At 33.9% G+C, this 22560-nt stretch carries 20 protein-coding genes; 9 read left to right on the top strand and 11 right to left on the bottom strand.

The features are described from left to right. Positions 1 to 3 precede the first annotated feature (3 nt). From nifV to FJR48_RS03475, 6 genes are read left to right on the top strand one after another with little or no spacing between them, the layout of a single operon-like run. Positions 4 to 1110, top strand: a complete 1107-nt coding sequence (gene nifV / locus FJR48_RS03500; protein WP_152306778.1) for a homocitrate synthase — start codon at positions 4 to 6, stop codon at positions 1108 to 1110. Next, complete coding sequence (locus FJR48_RS03495; RefSeq protein ID WP_152306777.1) at positions 1101 to 1916, top strand: hypothetical protein; 816 nt, start codon at positions 1101 to 1103, stop codon at positions 1914 to 1916. The genes nifV and FJR48_RS03495 overlap by 10 nt, the downstream gene beginning before the upstream one ends. Positions 1917 to 1938: 22 nt before the next feature. Next, on the top strand, positions 1939 to 2145 hold the full coding sequence (locus FJR48_RS03490) for a CCE_0567 family metalloprotein (RefSeq protein ID WP_152306776.1): 207 nt from the start codon (positions 1939 to 1941) through the stop codon (positions 2143 to 2145). Between the two features lie 12 nt (positions 2146 to 2157). Then, positions 2158 to 2391, top strand: coding sequence for a hypothetical protein (locus tag FJR48_RS03485; protein WP_152306775.1), 234 nt, complete (start codon positions 2158 to 2160; stop codon positions 2389 to 2391). 4 nt (positions 2392 to 2395) lie between these two features. Continuing rightward, positions 2396 to 3391 (top strand): leucine-rich repeat domain-containing protein, encoded by a 996-nt coding sequence (locus FJR48_RS03480; protein WP_152306774.1) that lies wholly within the window; start codon positions 2396 to 2398, stop codon positions 3389 to 3391. Between the two features lie 16 nt (positions 3392 to 3407). After that, positions 3408 to 4196, top strand: a complete 789-nt coding sequence (locus tag FJR48_RS03475) for an ABC transporter ATP-binding protein (protein WP_152306773.1) — start codon at positions 3408 to 3410, stop codon at positions 4194 to 4196. Here the strand turns inward: FJR48_RS03475 and FJR48_RS03470 are convergent. The 3 genes from FJR48_RS03470 to FJR48_RS03460 are packed head-to-tail and all read right to left on the bottom strand — an operon-like array spanning position 4193 to position 6590. After that, positions 4193 to 4546, bottom strand: a complete 354-nt coding sequence (locus FJR48_RS03470; RefSeq protein ID WP_152306772.1) for a hypothetical protein — start codon at positions 4544 to 4546, stop codon at positions 4193 to 4195. The genes FJR48_RS03475 and FJR48_RS03470 overlap by 4 nt on opposite strands. Continuing rightward, complete coding sequence (gene clpX, locus FJR48_RS03465; protein WP_152306771.1) at positions 4546 to 5769, bottom strand: ATP-dependent Clp protease ATP-binding subunit ClpX; 1224 nt, start codon at positions 5767 to 5769, stop codon at positions 4546 to 4548. Before clpX ends, FJR48_RS03470 begins: the two co-directional genes overlap by 1 nt. Beyond that, complete coding sequence (locus FJR48_RS03460) at positions 5766 to 6590, bottom strand: SIR2 family protein (RefSeq protein ID WP_152306770.1); 825 nt, start codon at positions 6588 to 6590, stop codon at positions 5766 to 5768. The genes clpX and FJR48_RS03460 overlap by 4 nt, the downstream gene beginning before the upstream one ends. A gap of 116 nt (positions 6591 to 6706) precedes the next feature. Here FJR48_RS03460 and FJR48_RS03455 point away from each other — a divergent pair, with 116 nt between their 5' ends. Beyond that, positions 6707 to 7489: an alpha/beta fold hydrolase gene (locus FJR48_RS03455; protein WP_152306769.1), complete on the top strand. Its 783-nt coding sequence runs from the start codon at positions 6707 to 6709 to the stop codon at positions 7487 to 7489. Between the two features lie 11 nt (positions 7490 to 7500). Here the strand turns inward: FJR48_RS03455 and FJR48_RS03450 are convergent, their stop codons facing one another. The 8 genes from FJR48_RS03450 to FJR48_RS03415 form a co-directional block, all read right to left on the bottom strand. Then, positions 7501 to 8040 carry a redoxin family protein gene (locus tag FJR48_RS03450; protein WP_152306768.1) on the bottom strand — a complete coding sequence of 180 codons (540 nt, stop codon included), beginning with the start codon at positions 8038 to 8040 and terminating at the stop codon, positions 7501 to 7503. Beyond that, positions 8030 to 9553 (bottom strand): sigma-54-dependent Fis family transcriptional regulator, encoded by a 1524-nt coding sequence (locus FJR48_RS12435; RefSeq protein ID WP_152306767.1) that lies wholly within the window; start codon positions 9551 to 9553, stop codon positions 8030 to 8032. The genes FJR48_RS03450 and FJR48_RS12435 overlap by 11 nt, the downstream gene beginning before the upstream one ends. A 78-nt stretch (positions 9554 to 9631) precedes the next feature. After that, on the bottom strand, positions 9632 to 9841 hold the full coding sequence (gene nifT / locus FJR48_RS03440) for a putative nitrogen fixation protein NifT (RefSeq protein WP_152306766.1): 210 nt from the start codon (positions 9839 to 9841) through the stop codon (positions 9632 to 9634). Positions 9842 to 9852: 11 nt separating this feature from the next. Further along, the gene (locus tag FJR48_RS03435; RefSeq protein WP_152306765.1) at positions 9853 to 11496 is read right to left on the bottom strand and encodes an L-aspartate oxidase; all 1644 of its coding nucleotides are present in this window, start codon (positions 11494 to 11496) and stop codon (positions 9853 to 9855) included. Between the two features lie 3 nt (positions 11497 to 11499). After that, a complete protein-coding gene (locus FJR48_RS03430) occupies positions 11500 to 12600 on the bottom strand; it encodes an aldo/keto reductase (RefSeq protein ID WP_152306764.1) in 1101 nt (366 codons plus the stop codon). A 162-nt stretch (positions 12601 to 12762) separates the two neighbouring features. After that, the gene (gene modA, locus FJR48_RS03425; protein ID WP_152308371.1) at positions 12763 to 13509 is read right to left on the bottom strand and encodes a molybdate ABC transporter substrate-binding protein; all 747 of its coding nucleotides are present in this window, start codon (positions 13507 to 13509) and stop codon (positions 12763 to 12765) included. 13 nt (positions 13510 to 13522) lie between these two features. Continuing rightward, complete coding sequence (locus FJR48_RS03420; RefSeq protein WP_152306763.1) at positions 13523 to 14980, bottom strand: OprD family outer membrane porin; 1458 nt, start codon at positions 14978 to 14980, stop codon at positions 13523 to 13525. Between the two features lie 144 nt (positions 14981 to 15124). Beyond that, positions 15125 to 15907 carry a TOBE domain-containing protein gene (locus FJR48_RS03415; protein WP_152306762.1) on the bottom strand — a complete coding sequence of 261 codons (783 nt, stop codon included), beginning with the start codon at positions 15905 to 15907 and terminating at the stop codon, positions 15125 to 15127. A 221-nt stretch (positions 15908 to 16128) separates the two neighbouring features. Between FJR48_RS03415 and FJR48_RS03410 the strand changes: the two genes are divergently transcribed. Then, on the top strand, positions 16129 to 22077 hold the full coding sequence (locus tag FJR48_RS03410) for an RHS repeat-associated core domain-containing protein (protein ID WP_152306761.1): 5949 nt from the start codon (positions 16129 to 16131) through the stop codon (positions 22075 to 22077). Then, the gene (locus FJR48_RS03405; protein WP_152306760.1) at positions 22068 to 22457 is read left to right on the top strand and encodes a hypothetical protein; all 390 of its coding nucleotides are present in this window, start codon (positions 22068 to 22070) and stop codon (positions 22455 to 22457) included. Before FJR48_RS03410 ends, FJR48_RS03405 begins: the two co-directional genes overlap by 10 nt. Positions 22458 to 22560 lie beyond the last annotated feature (103 nt).

Here is a 22560-nt window from a genome sequence, read left to right as displayed (position 1 = left end):
ATTATGGCTATTATAAACGACACTACACTCCGTGACGGTGAACAAGCTCCATATGTCGCATTTAACACTCAAGAAAAGATAAACATTGCCCAGCTTCTTTATGAATCAGGGGCAGATGAACTTGAAGTCGGCATCCCTGCTATGGGTCAAAAAGAACAAGATGACCTAAAAGAGATACTAGCACTAAACCTGCCAATAAGAATCATGAGCTGGAACCGAACTACCATGAGTGATCTCGAAGCTTCTTTAGAGACTGGCATCAAAGCCGTGGACTTATCTGTACCAGTTTCAAAAACACTTATAGACGTAAAATTCGGTGGCGATAAAGACAAACTCTTCCAAAACTTGGAAAACGTTGTAAAAGTAGCTAAACAAGAGGGTCTGTTTGTCTGCATCGGTGGAGAGGATTCAAGCCGTGCGGACAACGAGTTTTTAAAAGAGCTTATGAGTTTTGGGGCTTCACTCGGAGCTGATAGATTCAGATACTGCGACACTATAGGCATACTAACTCCAAATCAAACATATGAAAATATTTCATACCTTGCATCTGATAATACTTTAGATATAGAGATGCATACACACAACGACTTCGGTATGGCTACTGCAAACTCCATAGCTGGTATAGAAGCGGGGGCTGTCAGTGCAAACACTACCGTTATAGGACTTGGCGAGAGAGCGGGAAATGCTTCGTTTGAACAAGTGTTAATGAGCCTAAAACATCAGTTTAAAGAAGATCGTGACATAGATGCTTCAAAACTGCATGAACTTGTACGCAGTGTATCACGTGCGGCAAACAAACCTATCAGTTCTTCACGCCCTATCGTGGGAGCTAATATATTCTCACATGAGTCCGGCATCCATGTAAACGGAATGATAAAAAATTCCGCTTCATATGAAGCATTTGAACCAGAAGGCGTAGGGTTGCAAAGATACTTCCCAATAGGTAAACACTCAGGTACTTCAACCCTGCTTTACCACCTAAATGCAAGCGGCATAAAACCCATAACGCAAAAGGTGCAAAATATGCTGCCGATTGTCAGAGAGATAGTCACAAACAGAAAAAAAGTCCTTAACCCACAAGAGCTAAAAGAGTTGTACTTATGTTCATAGGTTGGATTAGAAAAAACAGTTTTAGCACTGATTTGGAAGCTTTAAACGAAAAGATGACTATAGACAAATCTTTGATTTTAAAAACATATGAGGAAAACTCATCATTATGTTTTGGCATCTACGATGAAAACAACCTTGTAGCTTTTATATCAGCCTATGAGCTTGAAAAAAGTTTTTTGATAAACAATTTTTACTATCTTGATGAGATAGATGACGATATAAAAAAAAGACTTATTAAACTTCTCTTAGAGAATATAAACGAAGATAAAAAGCCGATTTTGATAATGTCAAAAAAAGATGAGAGAGAACTTTTTTCATCTTTAGAGTTTAAAGAGTTTTCAAAGTTCAAACGTGCCATTTACAGCGGTGGCGGTGTTGCCTTTAACTTTACAAACGCAACTGCAAAAAGTATAAGCAACGAAAACTTTCTGCCTATCATGACTTCTATCGACAAAGTAGCGTTTGAAGAAGACAAAACCCCTTACACTAAAAATATACTTTTAAAACAATCATCCCTTGTTTTATCCACACAATCAGGGTATCAACACTCATACGCGATAAACAAATCACTTATAAAAATCTCCCCTTGGATTATGAGAGATGCAGCATTTAGCGATGCAGAGAAGATGATAAGGGGCATCATTTATCATCGCGGGTTAAAGAAGATATTTGCATATGTACCAAGTGAGGTAAAAGAGATAACGGATTTGTATGAATCTTACAAATTTGATATGAGTGAGGAGTACACTTTGTTTTACAAAAACTCCAAACCGCCAATCAATTTGGAGATGATATACGCATTTTAATTTAACAAAGGAGACAAAATACATGGCACTTACAGAAGAACAAAAAGAGATTAAAAAAGAGTATGCAAAGTACAAACGCATCGTTACGGAGCTTGCGGGTGAGATTCACGATATAGTCGAAGATACTATTTGGAGCGAATATGTAAAACTAGCTGAGCTTAGTGAAAAAGTTTCACTCGCTATGGAAGACGTAAATGCATTTAAAGCTAAACACGATTTTTTAAAATAGTAGATAAATAAGATGGAAGATGCTCAAGATAAAATAATCTGCAACTGCGGGACAAAAACAGTTAAACAAGCAGTTGAAATTTTTAAAGAGACGGATCTTCCATATAAAAAAGCCAAAAAACTGGTAACCGAGTGTAATAAAACATGTTGTAGAAGACCGCTTATGGCACTTTTTAATATGGTGGATTTTGGTGAGATAGATTACGAAGAGATAGATTTTTTAATAGATCAAATGAATAACAGGTAAAAATATGAGAGATAAAAATTTAGAAGATTTTTCAAGATGGATTAGAAACAAAGGTCTAAATCCAAAAATACCTCTAGAAGTTGATAAATTAAAAAACTTATCCGTACTCGATTTAACAAAGTACAAACTCAGAGAACTACCCGAATCAATCTGCCATCTTCCAAATTTGACGGTTTTAAAACTCTCCGGAAATAGACTGACAAAACTGCCAAAAAACATTGGCAATCTAAAAAAACTAAAAAATCTCCAATGTGAGAACAACCTTTTAGATGAACTTCCAAAAAGCATAGGCGAGCTTGAATCACTGGTTATTTTAAACCTAAACGGAAACAGGCTTACAAAACTCCCGGATGAGTTTTACAAGCTTACAAAACTAACAAGGCTTACCATAGCTGCAAACTATCTTACATCACTATCAGAGAAGTTAAAAAACCTTAAAAACCTGCTATATTTCTCACTCGATACAAACAATCTCAGTGAGCTTCCAGAAGCGTTTGAGGATATGTCATCGCTTTACTATTTAGACCTCTCATATAACAACTTTACAAAACTTCCCGAATCTATAAGCAAGATAAAAGAGTTAGAGACTCTTTTGCTTGAAGGAAACGAGATTACAGACCTGCCCTCTTTGGAATCGCACGATATGCTCATAAAACTAAATCTAAATGACAACAATCTTTGTAAAATAGACTTTGATATAAGTAAACTAGAAGACTTGCAACTGCTTAGTTTTGATAACAACAACTTAGAACACCTACCCGATGCTATATGTAAGTTAGATAAACTAAACTGCTTAAGTGTGAGTGCAAATAGTTTAAAAGAGTTACCCTCTTGCATAGGAGATTTACAAAATCTTTTAGAACTTGATATTGACGAGAACGATATAAAAGAGTTTCCGAAGTCTTTTTATGAGCTAAAAAAACTAAAAAATCTTTATATAGCCGAAAATAAAGGTTTGAAAAACCCTAAATTAGAATCTTTAGAGTTTTGTGACATTTAAAAGATATAATATTTTCATGAATATTATTGACTTTAAAAACGTATATACAAATTATGATTTAAAACCTGTACTTGAAAATATAAACTTAACAATAAAAGAAGGCGAGCACTGGACTATTTTAGGCTCAAACGGAAGCGGTAAGTCAAGTTTGATAAAACTCATATCAAGCGATTTGCATCCAAGTAAAAAATACAGTTATACAAAAAAGATTTTTAATAAAGAGAGATGGGATATATTTGAGCTTAAAAAAAAGCTTGGAATTATTACAAACGAGTTGCATAACTACTTTGAGATGCATGGAGGTTTTTTAAGCGCTTACGAGGTTGTACTTAGTGGGTATTATAGTTCTATAGGAGTTTTTAAACATCAGGACTTCTCACAAGAACAATACCAAAAAGCTTTAGAAGTTTTAGAGTTTCTTGATATATTGGATATAAAAGAGAAAAAAGTATCGCAAATGAGTACTGGACAACTTAGACGCTGTATAATCGGTCGCGCTTTGATACATGACCCACAAGTTTTTATACTTGATGAGCCTACCGTAGGGCTCGATATAAAAGCACAAAACTCTTTTATAGAACTTATCCGTAAACTTTCAAAACAAGCATCTATAATACTTGTAACTCACCATATTGAAGAGATATTTCCAGAAATATCCCATGTTGCTTTAATTTATAAAAAAACAATATATAAACAAGGAAAAAAAGAAAATATCTTAACATCCCAAAATTTATCAGAAATTTTTGAACTTGATATTAATATAAACAAAAAAAACAACAGATATTATATAGAAGATATTAACTAACTACTTACCACGTCCCAAACCAGATTTTTATAAGCCTTCATTATAGGCTTTTGCATATCTTTCATCATAGTGACTCTAAGCTCACCTATCATCTCTTTGTAGATTGGGTCTGCTTTTATAGGGTCTTTTGCACGTGCCAAATCTATGATGCTGTGCACGCTTAGGTTAAACGGGCTGTTTGCTTTGTCGTTTATACCATCATACACAGACATAAAAAGGTTATAGTTATCATAGTCCATTTTACACTCATCATCTAAAATCTTCAGAGCCAAAATAGTAGCGTATTGAATTTCCTCTTCACTAAAGTTATAAGTCTTTGCCCATTCATAAGCTGTTGATAAATCATCCATTAGTTAGCCTCCTTTTTTGTTTTTTTTCTTTTTATGAGTTCTACTTCACTCTCACCGTTTATAAAACTTTTTGTAATAACACAGGCTTCTATATCTTTTTTAGCAGGAAGCTCATACTGAAGCGGTAACATAATCTTCTCGATTATCCCTCGAAGACCACGTGCACCTACACCTTTTTCATCTGCCATTTTTGCTATCTCTTGCAAAGCATCATCAGAAAATTCCAACTCTATACCGTCAAGCTCAAAAAGTGCCTGATACTGTTTTACAATGGCATTTTTTGGTTCACTCAGTACTTTTATCAAGTCTTCTATCGAGAGTTGGTTTAGTGTAGCTATAACGGGAATACGACCTATAAATTCAGGTATAAGCCCGAAGTTTATCAAATCTTTTGATTCTATCTCTTGTGAAGTAAACTCTTCGTCCGTACTTGTTAAAAAGCCCATCTTTTTAGGTTTTTTATCTTTTGAATCGTTGGCATCTTTAACAAGTCCGACAAATGCACCCCCACATATAAATAAAATATGTGTAGTATCAAAAAGTATAGTCTCTGCGGATGAGCTTTTTCTGCTTCCCTTTACGGGTACATATACCTCTCCGCCTTCGAGAATTTTTAAAAGTCCCTGCTGAACACCCTCACCGCTGACATCCCTGCCACTTGTGGCACTCTCGCTTTTATTTGCGATTTTATCTATCTCATCTATGTAGATGATACCTTTTTGCGCACGCTCAACATCAAAATCCGCAGATGCCAAAAGACGCGAAAGGATAGACTCAACATCTTCACCTACGTAACCCGCTTCTGTTAAAGCAGTTGCATCTGCCACTGCAAAAGGCACATCCATTATTTTAGCAAGCGACTTTGCCAAAAGGGTCTTACCGCTACCCGTTGGACCGATAAGCATAATGTTACTCTTTTCAATCTCTACGTTTTTAAAAATCGGTTTATCAATTCTTTTGTAGTGTGAATAGAGTGCGACTGAGAGGACTTTTTTTGCTTCTTCTTGACCTATGACATAATTATCCAGATGTTCTTTTATCTGGGTTGGGATGCTAAGACCTTTTTGAAACTCTGCACGCTCTTTTTTTAACTGTTCTTTGTGGATAATATCTGAGCATGTACCTATACACTCATTACATATATGTGCATTTTCGGCACTAAATATTTTCTCTACCTCTTTAACACTTTTGCCGCAAAAGTCACAAATCATATCTTTACTCATAGCATACTCTTTAAAAATGCATCCGAGTTGTCTTTTATAACTTCTAGATTATGCATATCTACAAATTTGTTCTCTTTTTTTGTAAGCTCATCTTTTTTTGTAACAACAAAACCGTCTTTTAAACCAAGTGTTATCTCGTGAGCTACCATTCTAAAAGTATCACGCGAAAAATCAACGCCTAAAAACATATATGATTTGTCTTTTTTGTACTCTTTTAAAAACGGTGGAAGCGCATACCCGCCCATAGCTTCTGTAAGCCAGTCAACAAAGTCTGCATCGCTTATAATAAAGTTCATATCCGGTTGCATACAACCCATAGGTTTAAAAAGTATCGGCAAAGTATCGTTTAACTCCTCTTTGCTTATTACACTGTATTCTTTTGCATCGGGATCATATTTGTAAACCACAAATCTGTCATAGTCGGCTGTAATCCTTGATATACCCGTAATCATAAAATGCTCAACATCTTCATAAACCTTACATGAGCTGTCATCGACGTTTGTATCTATCATATACTTTGGTTTGATATCTTTTAAAAACTCATATGTAAATGGCAGATCATACTTTTTAGATGCATAAATATGATTTGTCATTTGCACTATAAAATCTCTACCTTTTCTTTGCTCCAAACTCATTGCAGCACGGCTGTACTCATACATAAGTCTATCACTCATAGCACGACCGTTATTAAGTGCTAAGATCATGCTGTCACTGTCGTATGGCAAGTTAGAACCGTCATTTGCCTTTGTATTTTCAAATACACCCATACCAATAAAAGGTACTAATTCACCACTTAATAATTTTTCTTTGATATTTTCCATATAGTATCCAATACATTTTATATACTTATATTTATACATAAAGTATTCCGTTTAATGATTTTTATAAATTAACTATCTTGTGTTAATGTATGTATATATAAAAGAAAGGATTTAAGATGGATAAGACAATAAATGGCATATATGTCAAGACTTTAGGTAAAGACACAAATCAGGCTATAGTTTTTATACATGGCTTTCCATACGACCATACACTTTGGGATGATGTGATTGATGAGTTTAAAGATGATTATTATTGTATCTCCTATGATATTAGAGGTTTTGGTAAGTCTGAGATAAATACAGCTCAATTTACAATGCAGAGTTATGTGCAAGACTTAGAGAATATCATCTTAGGTCTAAAATTGAGTAAGCCTATTCTTTGTGGGTTTTCTATGGGTGGTTATATCACACTAAGAGCAAATGAAAGAGAAAAATATAAAGCTTTGATACTTGCCAACACTGCAACGAACAGTGATGATGACAAAGCAAAATTAAAACGCTCTACCGGCATTTCAGACATAGACACTAAAGGACTTGAACCTTTTGTAAATGGATTTTTATCAGCTGCTTTTAGTGAGGACTTTATCAAGAAAGAACCTCTAAAAATAAAGAGTATAAAAGAAAACATCATGAGCTTTAATCCAATAGGTATTAAAGCTGCCCTCCTAGCTATGATTAGCAGAACTGATACTGCCAAAGGCTTAGAAGAGACAGATATTCCCGTCTTATTGATAACCGGCGAAGATGACAAAATCATACCAAAAGAGACAATGGAGCTTATGGCAAGTAAAATAAAAAATTCAACATTTGTGAGTCTAAGTGAATGTGGGCACATGAGCATGCTCGAAAACCCAAATGGATTTAAAAGTGCAATGAGAAGCTTTTTAGTAGGTCTTTAAAAAAGAACTACTTACCCATGACATCCGACTCCCGTATAACTGGCGTAGGCTTTGTTTAACTCAACTCTCAACCTTTCCAAATCAAACGGCTTAGTCAAGTCGTTTGGCATATCAAGATAAAAGATAGCTCCGTCTTTGCTTATCAAAAACAAAGACTTGGTTAACTTATCCTCTAAAGAACCACTTACAAGTTTCGTACCGTACATGTTTCCAAATTCATCTTCTGCATCTAAAACTACCGTAAATTTTTTAAGTCTGTTTTTTAAAACGGTCTGCATCTTATAATCTTTATCAAATATATAGTAACAATTTAGTGGGACTTGGATGTTGCTTAAAAGCTCATCAAGTTTTAATATCTCATCTAAAAACTCATCTTTGTCATGTGGAAAAGATGCAAGAAGTGTCATAGATTTATCGGGATGACTTCTCTTTATCTCCATAGTTTCTCCGGATGCATCTACAACTTCAATATTTTCAGCCATATAGCCTACGTCAATAAAGTCTTCACACAACTCTAAAGATTCATCTTTATACTTAATATTAGATTCCATATTTTTTTACCTTATATCCGATTTGTCTTTGCGTAATCCCTAAAACTTTTGCAGCTTCGGAGAGATTACCTCCACTATTTTCAAGTGCATTTATAATTGCTTCTTTTTCCAAGTCATCTAAGGTTTTGTTCTCAAATGGTATTTGCATATGTTTTTCAGATGCTTTTTCATTATTTAAAGCAGGTAACAAAAGCATCATATCCTCTGCAGTTATTCCATCCTCGTTACCCATAAGCACTATTCGCTCTATCGTATTTTCAAGTTCACGTACATTCCCAGGCCATGGGTACGACATAAGTTTACTCATAGCTTCATTTGTAATACTTACTCTTTTTTTATGGTTTAACATTGAACGCTCTAAAAAGAAGTTAACCAAAAGTTTTATGTCTTCCCCTCTTTTTCTAAGCGGTGGCAAGTCAATCGGAATAACATTTAACCTATAGTATAGATCTTCTCTAAACTCGCCGTCTTTTACCATCTGTTCAAGATCACGGTTTGTAGCGGCAACAAGTCTAACATTTACACGAATAGTTTTGCTTCCCCCTACCCTCTCAAACTCACGTTCTTGTAAGACTCGAAGCAGTTTAACCTGTGCAGATGCAGATATATCACCTATCTCATCTAAAAACAGCGTACCGCCATCAGCCAACTCAAACCTACCTTTTCTAGTCTCTTTGGCATCGGTAAATGCACCTTTTTCGTGTCCAAAAAGTTCACTCTCTAAAAGAGTATCCGTAATTGCCGCACAGTTTAGTTTTATAAATGGTTCATCATTTCTTTTACTTCTTTTGTGTATAGCAGATGCTACCAACTCTTTACCCGTACCTGTTTCCCCACGAACTAAGACGGTAACTTCACTTTGTGCTATTCTTTCTATAACTTTATAAACGTTTTGCATCTTTTCAGAGTCGCCTATAATATCCCCAAAATTATGTACTTTTGAATCCCACTCCATCTTATAATAAAGCTTCAACTCTTCAAGTCTCTCTTTTTCTTTTGTTATTGACATATTTGAATTTATATATTGTGCAAATAATGAACTGACAATAGTCAATATTCTAACCGTTTGTTCAAAATCAATCTTTGTAGATTTTGTAAGGTTTGCACCGATTACACCGATAACATTATTCTCGGCAATTAAAGGCACTGCTATATAAGATATAGTCTCATTATTTTTATTCCCTGATTTATTTAGAAATATAATATCGTTATGTATATTTGCTATAACTACGGGTTCCATACTCTTAGCGGCAAGCCCCGTAGCACCTTCTCCCAGTTTATATTCCGAAATATTTTTTTGATGTTTGTTAAAGCCTATAGATGCACATATGCTAAGTTGTTCATCCTCTAGTTTATAAATAACACAATTCCCCAAATCCAAAGCATTCTTAAGTGCCGATAGGGATTTTTCCAAAGATTTTTGTATATCTCTTGAATCTGAAATAAGTGAAGCAATATCATATAAAACCAGTAGTTCTTTGTGTGTTAAACATTCGTTGCATTGAGTAATCATAATTTATATCTTTTTTTTTGTTATAAATATCATTATACTCCGCCACAGACTAATTTTAATCATTTTAATGATTAATAATTAATCAGAAATCTTTTTACAAACAGTTTCTTTAGGTAGATTTTTTGGAGCAGGTTCAATCCACCAAATCTCTCCGTTACTTAGTTCTACTTCTCCACCCCATTTTTCATCGGTGTTAAACTCAATAGTCTCTATTGTTTCTTCCATATCTTTTTTTGCAACATAAAAAGAAATCTCTCCGCCACTCTCTCTTAACATCACTTTTGCCATTTTATATCCTTTTAGTTTTTGATTTTTTTGATTATGCAATTGAGTAAGGCACTTTTATGCTCATACCAAATTTGGAAATAACCTTTTTTAAGCTCATTTACCAGAATCGATTTTTCATTAGCTTTTAAAGTTTTTGTAAAATCATCCCTGCTGTGAGCACCTCTGCTTTCTTCTCTCTCCAATGCACTTAAAATTACTACTTCAGCTACCTCCAATGCATTTTTAAGTTCAAGTATAGATATAAGTTCTACATTATTATTTCTTCCTTTATCGATACAATGAAGCGTACCTGCCTCTTTACGAAGATACTTTATATAGTCATATGCCCTTATCAAAGAGTTGTAATCTCTGTGAATTCCGGCATTTTTAAACATGGTCTCACCCATACTTATACGCATCGAATTAAAATTTTTAGAAGTATCACGATCAAATATCTTATCGACCACTTTTTGATCTTTAACTACGATGTTGTAATCAATCGGCAGGAACTCTTTATGTTTTGCATATTCCTTTGCTTTTTTCCCTGCCAACTCACCAAAAACTGCACCTTCAAGTAAAGAGTTACCGCCAAGTCTGTTTGCACCGTGGATACCGTTTACAGCACACTCTCCACAAGCAAACAAACCTTTTATATCGGTTTTTGTCATTTTTGATTCTATTCCACCCATACTGTAATGAGCGACGGGAGTGACCTCGAGTAACTCAGTAGTAACATCTATACCCGCTTGATTATATGCAGCTTTGTATAAACTTGGCAGTTTTGTCTCAATGTGTTCTTTATCTAAATGTCTAAGATCCAGATATACTTTTTTGCCGTTATTTACCTGAGTTAAAATAGCGCGTGCGACTATATCTCTGGTTTCAAGTTCATTTACAAATCTCTCGCCGTCGCTGTTTACCAGATATCCACCCTCACCGCGTGCCGCTTCACTGATAAGATAAGAGCTTTTTGCCATGCCTGTCGGATGAAACTGGACAAACTCCATATCTTTTAAGTTTAGTCCGCTTCTAAGGGCTATAGCCAGCATATCACCGGTATAATCCTGTGCATTTGTAGAGTGTCCTCTGTATATACCTGCATATCCGCCTCCGGCAAGAATCACCGACTTTGCAGGATAGACCATAAGTGATGAATCAATCCTTCTGATAGCTACTACACCGCTTATCTTGTTTTTTAGTTTTGTAACATTCATTACAAAATTGTTAGCTACAAAATCTACACCTACAATTTTGGCTTGTTTTATCAAAACCTGCATGATTGCAGAACCGGTTTTGTCACCTACATAACAAGTTCTTTTGGAAACTCCGCCGCCAAAACTTCTCTGGGCTATCTCACCGTTTTCATCTTTATCAAACTCTACTCCGTAAGAGAGAAGTTTTTTAATAATATTGGGAGCACGATTACACATATATGAGACACTTTTTTTATCGCTTAAACCATAACCGCCTTTTATGGTGTCGTCTATATGTTTTTTTATCTCGTGAGTATTATTTTTATCTAAAACCGCATTTATCCCGCCACTGGCAAGTGAAGAGTTAGACTTAAAAATATTGCCTTTTGTAATCACGGCAACTTTGTTTGAACTTGTTTTAGCTTCTATTGCCGCCATAAGTCCGGCTATTCCGCCGCCTACTACTATTACGTCATATATCAAAACTTACAGCCTGTAAAGTAAGTCGTATTTTTCCCTTTTTACCGACTTTACTTTTGAGATTTCACAGTTTTGTTTAATATGCAGGGGAACTTTTGAGCAAAATAGTGAACTTACTATCCCCGGAGTTGAGCGAACAAACTGAAGAGCTAGTTGAATATCACTCTTTAGTGTCATTGTGCTATCTAAAACTACACCGGTTTCAGCTGAGAATGATTTTTTAAACAGATTCATCTGTAAAAGCGAAGATGAACTTATAACTCCGATGCCGAGTTTATGAGCGGCATTTATGATGCTGCACTCCTCATTGTCCACTTTTTGGGTTAGACTCGTGTAAGCGTTTGTTTTACCCATATTAAACGGTAGTTGAATATACTTGAACCTATGATTCTCTCCGCCAACTTTTATGGCAATTTCCACAAGTTTTTCTAAACTTATTATCTCTTCGTTCTCAGCTGTAAAACCATTCCATACAGCTACACCGTAAGATTTAAATAAGCCTTCATCAGCCAACTTTTCAAATCTTGCAAACACTTTTTCAATTTGTTTGTAAAATTCTTTTTTACCAAGTTTTATTATCTGCATCTCTGGGTTGTGTAGATAATAAATATCAAGCTGATTTACACCAAGATTTTCTAAACTGCGTTTACAGCTCCATTCTAAAAAATCAGGTGTCATACAGTGCTGATCCAGCTCAATATCATCTTTACTTGCAAGACCTGCATCTATGACGTTTTCATCTATCCATGTGTATGGATTTTCAGGAAAAGGATAATCAAGCTGGATAAATCCACCTTTTGAACAGATGATAAGCTCTTCACGTTTAACCTCATCACCTAACTCAGCTAAAGCTTCTCCTATCTCTTTTTCACTTTGACCATATCTATAGTTAGATGCAGTATCTATTAAATTTATTCCGCTTCTAATAGCCTCTTTTACAGCTTCAATATAATGAAAAACGTAGTTTTCTTCTTTATACGGTTCTTTATTAAAAGTACCAAGACCAAGTTTTGAAAAAATAAGATCGTTGTGTTTTATATAAAAATCTTTATAGTTTGAGAATTTTTTAGCAAAATTGTATGTATTTTCAAAAGTAGCAAATCCCATCTTAAGCTCTTTTGCTTTCAACTTTTTTTACATAGATTATAATAGTTGTTAAGTATGTTAATAATGCTAGTGGTAATAATAAATAAATTTCCATTTAATCTCCAAAAAAATAATATATGCATAAACCTATACATATATTGTTCCTTAGAGATTTAAAATAGACTACGGTACTAAATATCCAAATTTTCTAAGTATCTCTTTTGCCTTTTGACTTAAAATAAAGTCATAAAAAGCAAGCACTTCTTGATTTTTTTTACCCTCTTTTAAAACTACTATACCCTGATTTATAGGCGTATAAAGCTTTGCATCTACATCTGTCCAGTTTATTCCCTCTTTAAAGTGTTTCATTTTAGGACTGTAAAGTGATGACTTTGCTACAAAACCTATATCGGTAGCCGTAACTGCATAAGATACTGTTTGTGAAATAGACTCCGCATATACTAATTTGTATTTTACATCTTTATAAACACCACCGTTTTTCATAGCTTCAACAGCTGCTTTTCCATAGGGTGCGGTTTTTGGATTTGCTACTGCTATTTTTTCTATATTTGGGTTTTTAACGATATTTATACCACTGTTGAAATTTTGTTTTTTATTACTTAGGTATGCAAGACTCCCTTGTGCATAAATCACAGGTTTTGTAACAGCTATCTTATCTGCGTATAGAGCTTCCGGATATTTCATATTTGCCGACATAAAAAGCTGATACGGAGCGCCGTGTTTTATCTGAGCGGTCAGTTTTCCGCTGCTTCCAAGTGTAACTCTTACCTCTGTATTTGGATTGGACTTTTTAAACTCTTCTTTTAGAGTGTCAATTGCATAACTTACATTTGCAGCTACTGCTATATTTATACTTCCGGCATATAAAGATGCAACACATACTAAACTTCCGATAATTATTTTTTTCATCATTTTTTATCCTTTAAAATAAATAGTTAATCTCAAAACGTGCATCCAAACTGTCTGCATCTGTCTTTTTCGTATCTGCATACCCAAGTCTTAGTCTCCACTGTAAATCCTGCATATCTTCAAGATTTTGTACAAAACCAAGATAATAGTAATTCTCATCATATTTTCCCTTATTCTCATCTGCATCCGTATGCAAAATCGAAGCTTGGATGAACATATCTTTGTATATACCTTTTTTATTACTATTCATAGTTAGTTCCATACGATAACTTTTTGTATTTGCCATCCAGTTATAACGGGCCATTGAACGTGTATATCCAGAAGTCGGGAATCCTCTCCAAGGTGTTATCAAATCCGCTTCGTCAAAAACTTTTGAATAGCCTATATTTAATTTGTAAATATCATAAGTTCCAACTATCCTTGCTGCAATCATTTGAGAATCTAGCGAAAACGGATCTTTATATCCATCCGTAGTGCCGTCATACGCCGCACCACCTATCTTTCCCGCGTCATCGTCAAACTGTTTTATATAACGCACACCGGGGCTTATGCTAAAGCCTGCCAGCTTTACTTTGTAGTTTAACTCAAGCATAGCCTCTGATAACAACTCAGGCACGGTGTAAAACGCAGCATCTACTTTTAAGTTATCTATAGACTTGTTTTGAAAATCAAAGACTATCAGAGGGCTGTCTGTATCTTTACCAGCTGCTTTAAGTGCCGTGTATGTAAGTCCTTTGTGCATAGCCGAATCATCATTGCCGTTCCATGAGGGATTTAACGAGCTAAATGCATTTGCATCTGCATACATTAGTACAGAATGCGACTGGGTATGATCACGCAGTTTTTGTTTTGCAAGATATGCAAGTTTTATGTTTGTATCACTGATGGCTTTACTCTCAAGAACTATTGCATCAAAGGTATTTGGTATCATCTTTGTATCGTTTGATTTTGTATAAAATGTCTCAACCAATTGTCTTCCGAGTTTAATATCTGTTTTTGCAAAACCTTTATAACTTACATATGCTTCTCCCAACACAGCCATAGACTTATTTCCCGTATTTGTATAATCATATCTGCTAAAAACGTCTTTCCCTGCTTTTAGTCTATTTACAGGGCTGCTGTTCTGATCAAAAAATGCTTTTGAGAAATACAAACCCGTATGAAAATCAAAACCTGAAAAATTTGCACTTTTATACAACAGTGAGCCTCCGAGTCCACTTATTGTATGTGAATCTTGGGAGCTGTTTTCCTTATCCCATTTAAAATAAAAAGTGTTTGAACGGAGCCTGCCGTAGAACATTCCGTTTTTAAACATATCCGAAAAATTATCTACCGATTTAGGTGTTTTGTTGAACACTAATTGATAGTTTGTTTTTAAAGTGTATTTTGACACGTCATCATCTGCATATACCGTAGATGCAAAACATACGGCGGATGCAATAAAAGTTATAAACTTAATACTTTTATTCATTTAGTTTCCTTTATTATTTTATTTGTTATACTTTTAGCTGCTTATACCAAAGCATTTACTCTGCAGTTGCCGCTGCAGGGTTCCCATTGTTTCATTATATACTTGAATATATAACGCCTTATATAAAAAAATATCTTCACTATATTATTTTCCTATCATAACATCTGAAGATTTGATAATCAAACTAACCTCCTTATCTTTTTTTAAATCCAGTGCATCTACCGATGAACTTGTTATTACGGCTACGAGCTTGTCATCATTTCCAATATCCACAACAACTTCACTGTTTACCTCTCCAAAAGAGACGGCATCTATAATACCTTTGAATTTATTTCTGGCACTAATTGAGAGTGCATTGTCCGTACTTAATATAACCGAGCTTGATTTAAAGATGGCACTAACTTCATCGCCGAGCTTCAACTCTAACTCTTTAACCGCAGAATTTGTTATAACCGATACTATCGTATAACCGCTTTTTAACTTTACATATACTTGTGCATTAACCTTGCCTGATTCTATAAGCTCTATTTTTCCGTGTATTTTGTTTCTCGCACTTATATTCATTGAAAACCTTTGCAGTGATTTTATAGTCCCTTTGTCAAAGTCTGTATTTTTTGAAAGAGAGTCTAAAAATTTTTTATGTTCTTTTTGTAAAAGCAGATAGGTTTTAATAAGGTTGTGCCCATATGGCGTTATCTTAGTTCCGCCTCCGCCTTTTCCGCCTGTTTCTCTGCTAACTACTGCATGAGGACAAAGATTGTTTATAGCATCTATGGCATCCCATGCAGCCTTATAACTCATAGGTACCATTTTTGCAGCCTTTGAGATCGAGCCCGATGCTTCAATAGCTTGAAGCAGTGCTATCCTTTTCTCAAGTAAAAAAGGTACATCTGAGTTAAACAGTGTTAACGATGAAGTAAATTCCATTTTTTAAAACCTTTAAATTTAGAAAATAGTAGCGTTATATATCTTAATATATAATGAATTAAAAGTATATTTTTCACAAATAATTAAATTTTATTAAAATTAATTAAAAATTAAGACACAGGTAAGCAAAAAATAGTTAGGATTTTTTAAGGTTATTTTTCAACTAAATATATTATTTTGTATTAGTTGTTATATTTATTTCATAAAATAGAGGAAGTATAATGAGAAGTTTATTGTTTGTATTTACATTATTGTTTGTCTTAACACAACCGCTATCCGCTGGATGGTTTGACTTTTTTAATTTTCATCATAAAAAAGAAACCAATACTTTGGAACATATAACTTTTACTCCAAAAGCTAATGAAAAAAATGTATCTCCGGATATTATTATTACAGCAACCTTTGATGATGATATTGATCCATTATGTGTAAGAAAAAACAATATTATCGTAAAAAAAATATCCGGTAAAAGAAAAAGAGTTCATGGTGAACTTTCTTATAATGAAAATACAAAAACTATAAGTTTCACTCCAAATAAACAACTATTAGAAGGAAAATATAGAGTTGCATTTAAAAATCTAATAAAAATACAAAAAGATGGACATAAACATAAAAAATTTAAACTTAAGCACATTCATTATAGTTTTGAAGTTTCCGAGAAGCCTGTAGATTCTAATGCTCCCGTTATTACACTAAATGGTGAAAGTACAATAACTCTATATAAAGACGATAACTACTTTGAAGAGGGTGCAACTGCTTATGATGATGAAGACGGTGTTGTAGATGTAAATATAAGTAGTAATGTCGATACAACTACAGTCGGTTCTTACACTGTAACATATACTGCACAAGATAGTGTAGGAAATAAATCTACTTTAACTAGATATGTAGAAGTTATTGAGCCTCCGGTAGTATTAGAATCTTTATCTTTAAGTACAAATACAAATATACTAAGAGTTGACCAATCTACTAACATAATACTTATCGCTTCATATAGTGACGGCTCAAGTGAAGACATTGTTTATGACGCTATGTATGATATGTCAGATCCTAGTATTTTAAGTATCAACGGAAATTCACTGGATGCTTTAGCTGAAGGTACAAGTACAATAACTGCTACACTAAATGGGATAACTTCTAATACAATTCAAATAGAAGTAAAAGCTCCTATAGATACAAGTAACTTTAACTTTACACATTTTGGTTCTCAATATACTAAATATATACCTGCAGATGCAACATTAACTAAATATGACGAAGAACTTTTTGCAATGGTAACAGGTAAAATACTTGCAGAAGACAGTACACCTCTAAGCGGAGTAAAAGTAACTATACATAATCATCCTGAGTATGGTTCACAAATAACAAATGCAAAGGGTGAATACTACTTTGCAACTGAAGGTGCTGCACACCTGACAATGCGTTATCAAAAAAATGGTTTTACAACTATAGACAGAAAACTTTATGTACAACCGCAAGACTGGAGTATTGCGGATGATGTAACTATGCTTCAAGAAGATATTAAAGTAACTACTATAGACTTAAGCTCTACAACTCCACAGTTACATATTTCAACTCCTGTCGTAGATGATAGAGGACAAAGAAGTGCGACTATAGTGTTTGATGGAATCACTAAAGCAACTGTTACTTCCAAAGACGGTACAACAAGAGAACTTACAAGTATAGATGTTCGTGCGACAGAATTTAAAACACCGAAATCTATGCCATCTGATTTACCAATAGAGACTGCTTATACATACTGTACAGATATAAAAGTAGATGGTGTAAGTGATGATGAGAATGTAACATTTAATGCACCGGTAGTAATGTATGTTGAAAACTTTTTAGGATTTAATGTTGGTGAAATAGTTCCTGTAGGTTACTATGATAGAAATAAAGGTAAATGGATAGGTTCTGAAAACGGTGTCGTAGTAGAGCTACTGGACACAGACGGTGATGGAGTTATAGATGCACTTGACAGTACAGGTGATGGTCAGGCAAATGATATAGATGGTGATGGATTAACAGAGGATGAAGTTACAGGTATAAAAGATAATCCAAACTATCAAGCTGGTAATACTTACTGGAGAAGTAAATTTAATCACTTTACTCCTTGGGATTGTAACTGGCCATATGGTCCACCATCTGATGCAGAATCTCCAGACGAACCTGATGTATCAGATCAAAATCCTCCTAATGACTGTGGTATAAGTACTAACTCTTACATTACAACTAAAACAAGAGTATTTCATGAAGATATACCTATTGCAGGAACTGATAAAGTACTTCACTATTCTTCTAAAAGAGTTGATGGGTATAAACATATTATTGATACATCCATTAATACGTCTAATATTCCAAGTTCTGTACAAAAAGTATCTGTTAAACTCAAAGTAGCTGGACATACTTTTGTCAAAGAAGCTACTATAGGAGAACTAAGTAATTTACAATTTATATGGGATGGAAAAGATATATTGGGTAATAAACTCTCAGGTGAGAGTAATGCCAAAATCATTGTATCTTATGAATATAATTTAGTATATTATAGAGCTTCTTCAGCATTTACACAAGCCTGGGCACAAGCTGGGACAGGAAGTATAGCTGTAAGAGGACGAAGCCAGATGGATATGGTAACCACAAAAGATATAAATATAAATACTGATGTCACTAGTAGTTCAAATACCATTTCAAATGGATGGAGTATAGAAGATAATATATATTTACGTCTATTTGAACGAGGCATACTACAAGGAATTAAAGGTCGAAAATATATTGAAATAAAAAACGGTCTTTTATTTTCAGTTGAAAATGAACCAAAAAACAGATTAAATTATTTTCAAATTTTAAAAGATAGATACTTTGCTTTATATTTGAAATACCCTAGCGCAAGTTTAGGTTCTTTAAGCAATACAGTATCTTTAATCTCTTTTAATTTTATTGATGGAAAAAAGAGTAATAAAGAACTAACTACTTTAGGAACATATTCTAATTTTAATTTTAAACTTTCATATGAAGATCGTCCAGAAAACGGCTATGATGTATATGCTTTACATAAAGGAACCATTTATGAAGGAATTTCAGATAGGAATTTTTTAGACCCATCAAAAAGTATACCTGAGCTTAAAAAGAAATTGAAAGCAAGAATGGATACTAGCACCCCTTTTATGATTGTAACAAATTCAAATGGTGGAGATATAAATAGAGATGATAACTATTGGACTGTCTTTCAACCTGATAAAGTTTTATTAGATAAACTTAATCAAATATATAATATTGATACAGTATTAGACTTAAGTACTTTACCTGAATATCAAAACATAGGTATTAGAAGTGACAACATAGTAGTGTTTGAGGGTAAATTAGGTTATGTATTTAACAAAAAAACAGGAATATTAGAAAAAGTTTTTGATAATGATAATAAGATTATTATTTCAGAATATACACATAATACAGAAAATTTGATATCATCAATAACAGATAATTTTTCAAATATAACTACAGTTACAAGAGATTATAATGATGTTCCAACATTGATAACAGCTCCAAATGGGCAAAAAACTTATCTAAACATAAGTGAAAATGGGGACTTAAATTCAGTTGAATACGAAGATGGTTCAGTATATAATTTTGAATATGATAATAATTCGCTTATGACTAGAAAAATTGACCCTAATGGAAATGAAGCTACTATGTACTATGATGAAAATGGTCGAATTTATCAGGAGAATGATCATCTAGGTGCTAACTGGGATTTCTCAAAAATAAATAACGAAAATAAATCTACCTACATTATCACAAAACCTGAGGGAGATGAAACAATCTCTACAGACACGAAACAAGGTGATGGTTCAACACTTTCGCAAATATCACTTCCTAGTGGGGACACTGTTTCTTCTGTATTTTCAGAAAATCAAATGAATTACGTTACTACAAAAAATGGAGTTGAAACAAATGTGATATATATAAAAGATATTCTTAATCAGCAAAAAATACTTTCCTCATATACAACAACTCAGCCAAGCGGATTAAAGAATATAACAACCTATCATAGTAATTATGATGGAAATCAAATAGATATTAACTACAAAACAAAAACCATCACTAAAAACTCTAAAGTTACTAAAATAGTTGAAGATTATAACAACGCCACTAAAACTATAACCACCCCTGAGAGCAGAACATTAAGTAGTAGCTACAACAAAGAGAACCGCTTAACTACATCTGTACAAAGCGGTACACTTTTACCGACCACTTATGAGTACGATGCAAAAGGTAGAGTTGTTAAAGAAATGACAGGTTCAAGAATAGTATCATACTCTTACGACTCAAAAGGAAATATAGCTACCGTTACAAATGCTAAAGGTGAGACGACAAATTACGCCTACGATATTATGGATAGAGTCACTACGATTACTTATCCAAACGGAACCACAGAAAACTACGAGTACGATTTTAACTCCAACATGACAAAGTTAACTACTCCTACGCCATCTAACTTTAACTTTACATACAATGGTATAGACAAACGTACTAGTTTAACTTCACCGTTAGGTTACCAAACATCTTACACCTACAACAAAAACCGTAAGCTTACTTCTACAACAAGACCAAGTGGAAATACCATAAGCAACACCTATGTAAACGATAGACTTACATCTACTACAACATCTGAAGGTACTGTAAACTATACATACCTTTTTGATGAAAAGGTAGGAAGCATAACTGATGCAAATGCAAAAATAGTATATGGATATGATGGAGAGTTATTAACTTCTGTATCTCAAAGCGGTGTTCTAAACCAAAGCATAAACTACACATACAACAATGACTTTTTAGTAACAAGCTCAACATACGCGGGTGCAACTGAAAACTACACTTACGATGATGACGGTTTACTAACTTCAAGCGGAGCATTTAACATCACAAGAGATGCAGACAACGGCTATGCCACAAAAGTAAGTGATGGAGTGCTAAACATAAACAAAGAGTATAATGACTATGGAGAGTTAATATCTAAAAGTGATAATACTCTCACATACCAACTTCAAAGAGATGCAAAAGGTATGATTAGCCAAAAAACAGAATCTTTAAACGGTGTAGATGCAACATACGACTACGAGTATGACAGCAGGGGAAGACTCACTACGGTAACCAAAGACAACCAAACAGTTGAAAACTACACTTACGATAAAAATGGCAATAGAGTAAGTGCAACTATAAACGGAGTAACTACAACCGCTTACTACACACTGGATGACCAAACAGAAGTATATGGAGATAATACTTATACTTACGATGAAGACGGTCAACTTGTAAGTAAACAATCAAGCTTAGGTACTACAACTTATACTTACAACACTTACGGAACTCTAACGGGTGTTACACTTGAAGACGGTACAGCTATAAAATACCATCTAAACCCACTAAACCAAAAAATAGCTAAAGAGGTAAACGGAGTTATAGTTGAAAAATACCTTTGGGAGAATCTAACTACACTGTTAGCTATATATGACGGTAATGACAATTTAGTACAAAGATACAACTACTCAGATGAACGTGTACCTATAAGCCTAACTCAAGATAATCAAACATACTACTTACACTATGACCAAGTAGGAACTCTAAAACTAGTTACAGATGCAGAGCATAATGTAGTAAAAGAGATAACATACGATACTTATGGTAATATACTAAATGATTCAAATCTAAACTTTAAAATACCGTTTGGATTTGCAGGTGGATTGTCAGACAGAGATACAAACTTAGTACACTTTGGTCACCGTGAATATGACCCATATGCGGCTAAATGGACTACAAAAGACCCGATAGACTTCTCAGGTGGTGATACTAACCTTTATGGGTATGTTCTTAATGACCCTGTTAATCTTGTTGATCCTACAGGAGAGTTTGGTGTTGCTGGAGCAGCTGCAGGTGGATTTGTAGGTTTAATTTCATCATTTATTGATCCATGTACAGGGCAGGTTAAATTTCAAGGTTATAAAAATTTAGCTATAAATACTTTAAGTGGTGCTGCTTTTGGAGCTATAGGTGCAAGCTTTTCTAACTTAACATATGCAGGAGCTATTGGTGGATTAGGAACTTCATTCTTGTCGTCTTTAGTAAACTATGCATCTGCACCATCTTGCAAAAAGGAAGAATCTTGTCAATAGACAAAATAAAAAGAGTTCGTATATTAATGACTTATTCAGTAGGTGTAGCTTATTTTATCTCTATGCAATTTCTTCCTGATCCAGAAGGTAACGTAGGGACAGCTATACAAGCTTTAGGTGTTGCAATACTTATTTTTACTTTGTTATATGGTTTATTTTCAGACTGGATGTATTATAAACAACTTATTGAACAAGGTGCTAATATTGAATATGATACTTTTCAGAAAGTTGGTATAGTATTTAATATAGTAGCTCTATGCATTATTACAATGGCTGTATATAATGAGTTGTTTAGTGGAAATTTAAATGTGTTTAGTTTAGTTATCATAGTTCCACTTATATATTTGTTTTTAAAGTTTATATTTTTCAAAAATACTTAATATCACCATTCATTTTATATAGGTATTAAAATACAAATCATAATATTTAACACAGTAACATTACTTATTTTTAATTACACCCCCTGAGGTTGAAAATCCACTT

The sequence above is a fragment of the Sulfurimonas lithotrophica genome, from assembly GCF_009258225.1.
Taxonomy (GTDB): Bacteria; Campylobacterota; Campylobacteria; order Campylobacterales; family Sulfurimonadaceae; genus Sulfurimonas; species Sulfurimonas lithotrophica.
Note: the sequence above shows the minus strand (reverse complement) of the source record. Positions and strands in the feature narration are given on the sequence as shown.

Excerpts from the sequence above, each read along its gene's own strand:
- nifV (WP_152306778.1), top strand. The coding sequence starts at position 4 with ATGGCTATTATAAACGACACTACACTCCGTGACGGTGAACAAGCTCCA.
- FJR48_RS03495 (WP_152306777.1), top strand. The coding sequence starts at position 1,101 with ATGTTCATAGGTTGGATTAGAAAAAACAGTTTTAGCACTGATTTGGAA.
- FJR48_RS03490 (WP_152306776.1), top strand. The coding sequence starts at position 1,939 with ATGGCACTTACAGAAGAACAAAAAGAGATTAAAAAAGAGTATGCAAAG.
- FJR48_RS03485 (WP_152306775.1), top strand. The coding sequence starts at position 2,158 with ATGGAAGATGCTCAAGATAAAATAATCTGCAACTGCGGGACAAAAACA.
- FJR48_RS03480 (WP_152306774.1), top strand. The coding sequence starts at position 2,396 with ATGAGAGATAAAAATTTAGAAGATTTTTCAAGATGGATTAGAAACAAA.
- FJR48_RS03475 (WP_152306773.1), top strand. The coding sequence starts at position 3,408 with ATGAATATTATTGACTTTAAAAACGTATATACAAATTATGATTTAAAA.
- FJR48_RS03470 (WP_152306772.1), bottom strand. The coding sequence starts at position 4,546 with ATGGATGATTTATCAACAGCTTATGAATGGGCAAAGACTTATAACTTT.
- clpX (WP_152306771.1), bottom strand. The coding sequence starts at position 5,769 with ATGAGTAAAGATATGATTTGTGACTTTTGCGGCAAAAGTGTTAAAGAG.
- FJR48_RS03460 (WP_152306770.1), bottom strand. The coding sequence starts at position 6,590 with ATGGAAAATATCAAAGAAAAATTATTAAGTGGTGAATTAGTACCTTTT.
- FJR48_RS03455 (WP_152306769.1), top strand. The coding sequence starts at position 6,707 with ATGGATAAGACAATAAATGGCATATATGTCAAGACTTTAGGTAAAGAC.
- FJR48_RS03450 (WP_152306768.1), bottom strand. The coding sequence starts at position 8,040 with ATGGAATCTAATATTAAGTATAAAGATGAATCTTTAGAGTTGTGTGAA.
- FJR48_RS12435 (WP_152306767.1), bottom strand. The coding sequence starts at position 9,553 with ATGATTACTCAATGCAACGAATGTTTAACACACAAAGAACTACTGGTT.
- nifT (WP_152306766.1), bottom strand. The coding sequence starts at position 9,841 with ATGGCAAAAGTGATGTTAAGAGAGAGTGGCGGAGAGATTTCTTTTTAT.
- FJR48_RS03430 (WP_152306764.1), bottom strand. The coding sequence starts at position 12,600 with ATGGGATTTGCTACTTTTGAAAATACATACAATTTTGCTAAAAAATTC.
- modA (WP_152308371.1), bottom strand. The coding sequence starts at position 13,509 with ATGAAAAAAATAATTATCGGAAGTTTAGTATGTGTTGCATCTTTATAT.
- FJR48_RS03420 (WP_152306763.1), bottom strand. The coding sequence starts at position 14,980 with ATGAATAAAAGTATTAAGTTTATAACTTTTATTGCATCCGCCGTATGT.
- FJR48_RS03415 (WP_152306762.1), bottom strand. The coding sequence starts at position 15,907 with ATGGAATTTACTTCATCGTTAACACTGTTTAACTCAGATGTACCTTTT.
- FJR48_RS03410 (WP_152306761.1), top strand. The coding sequence starts at position 16,129 with ATGAGAAGTTTATTGTTTGTATTTACATTATTGTTTGTCTTAACACAA.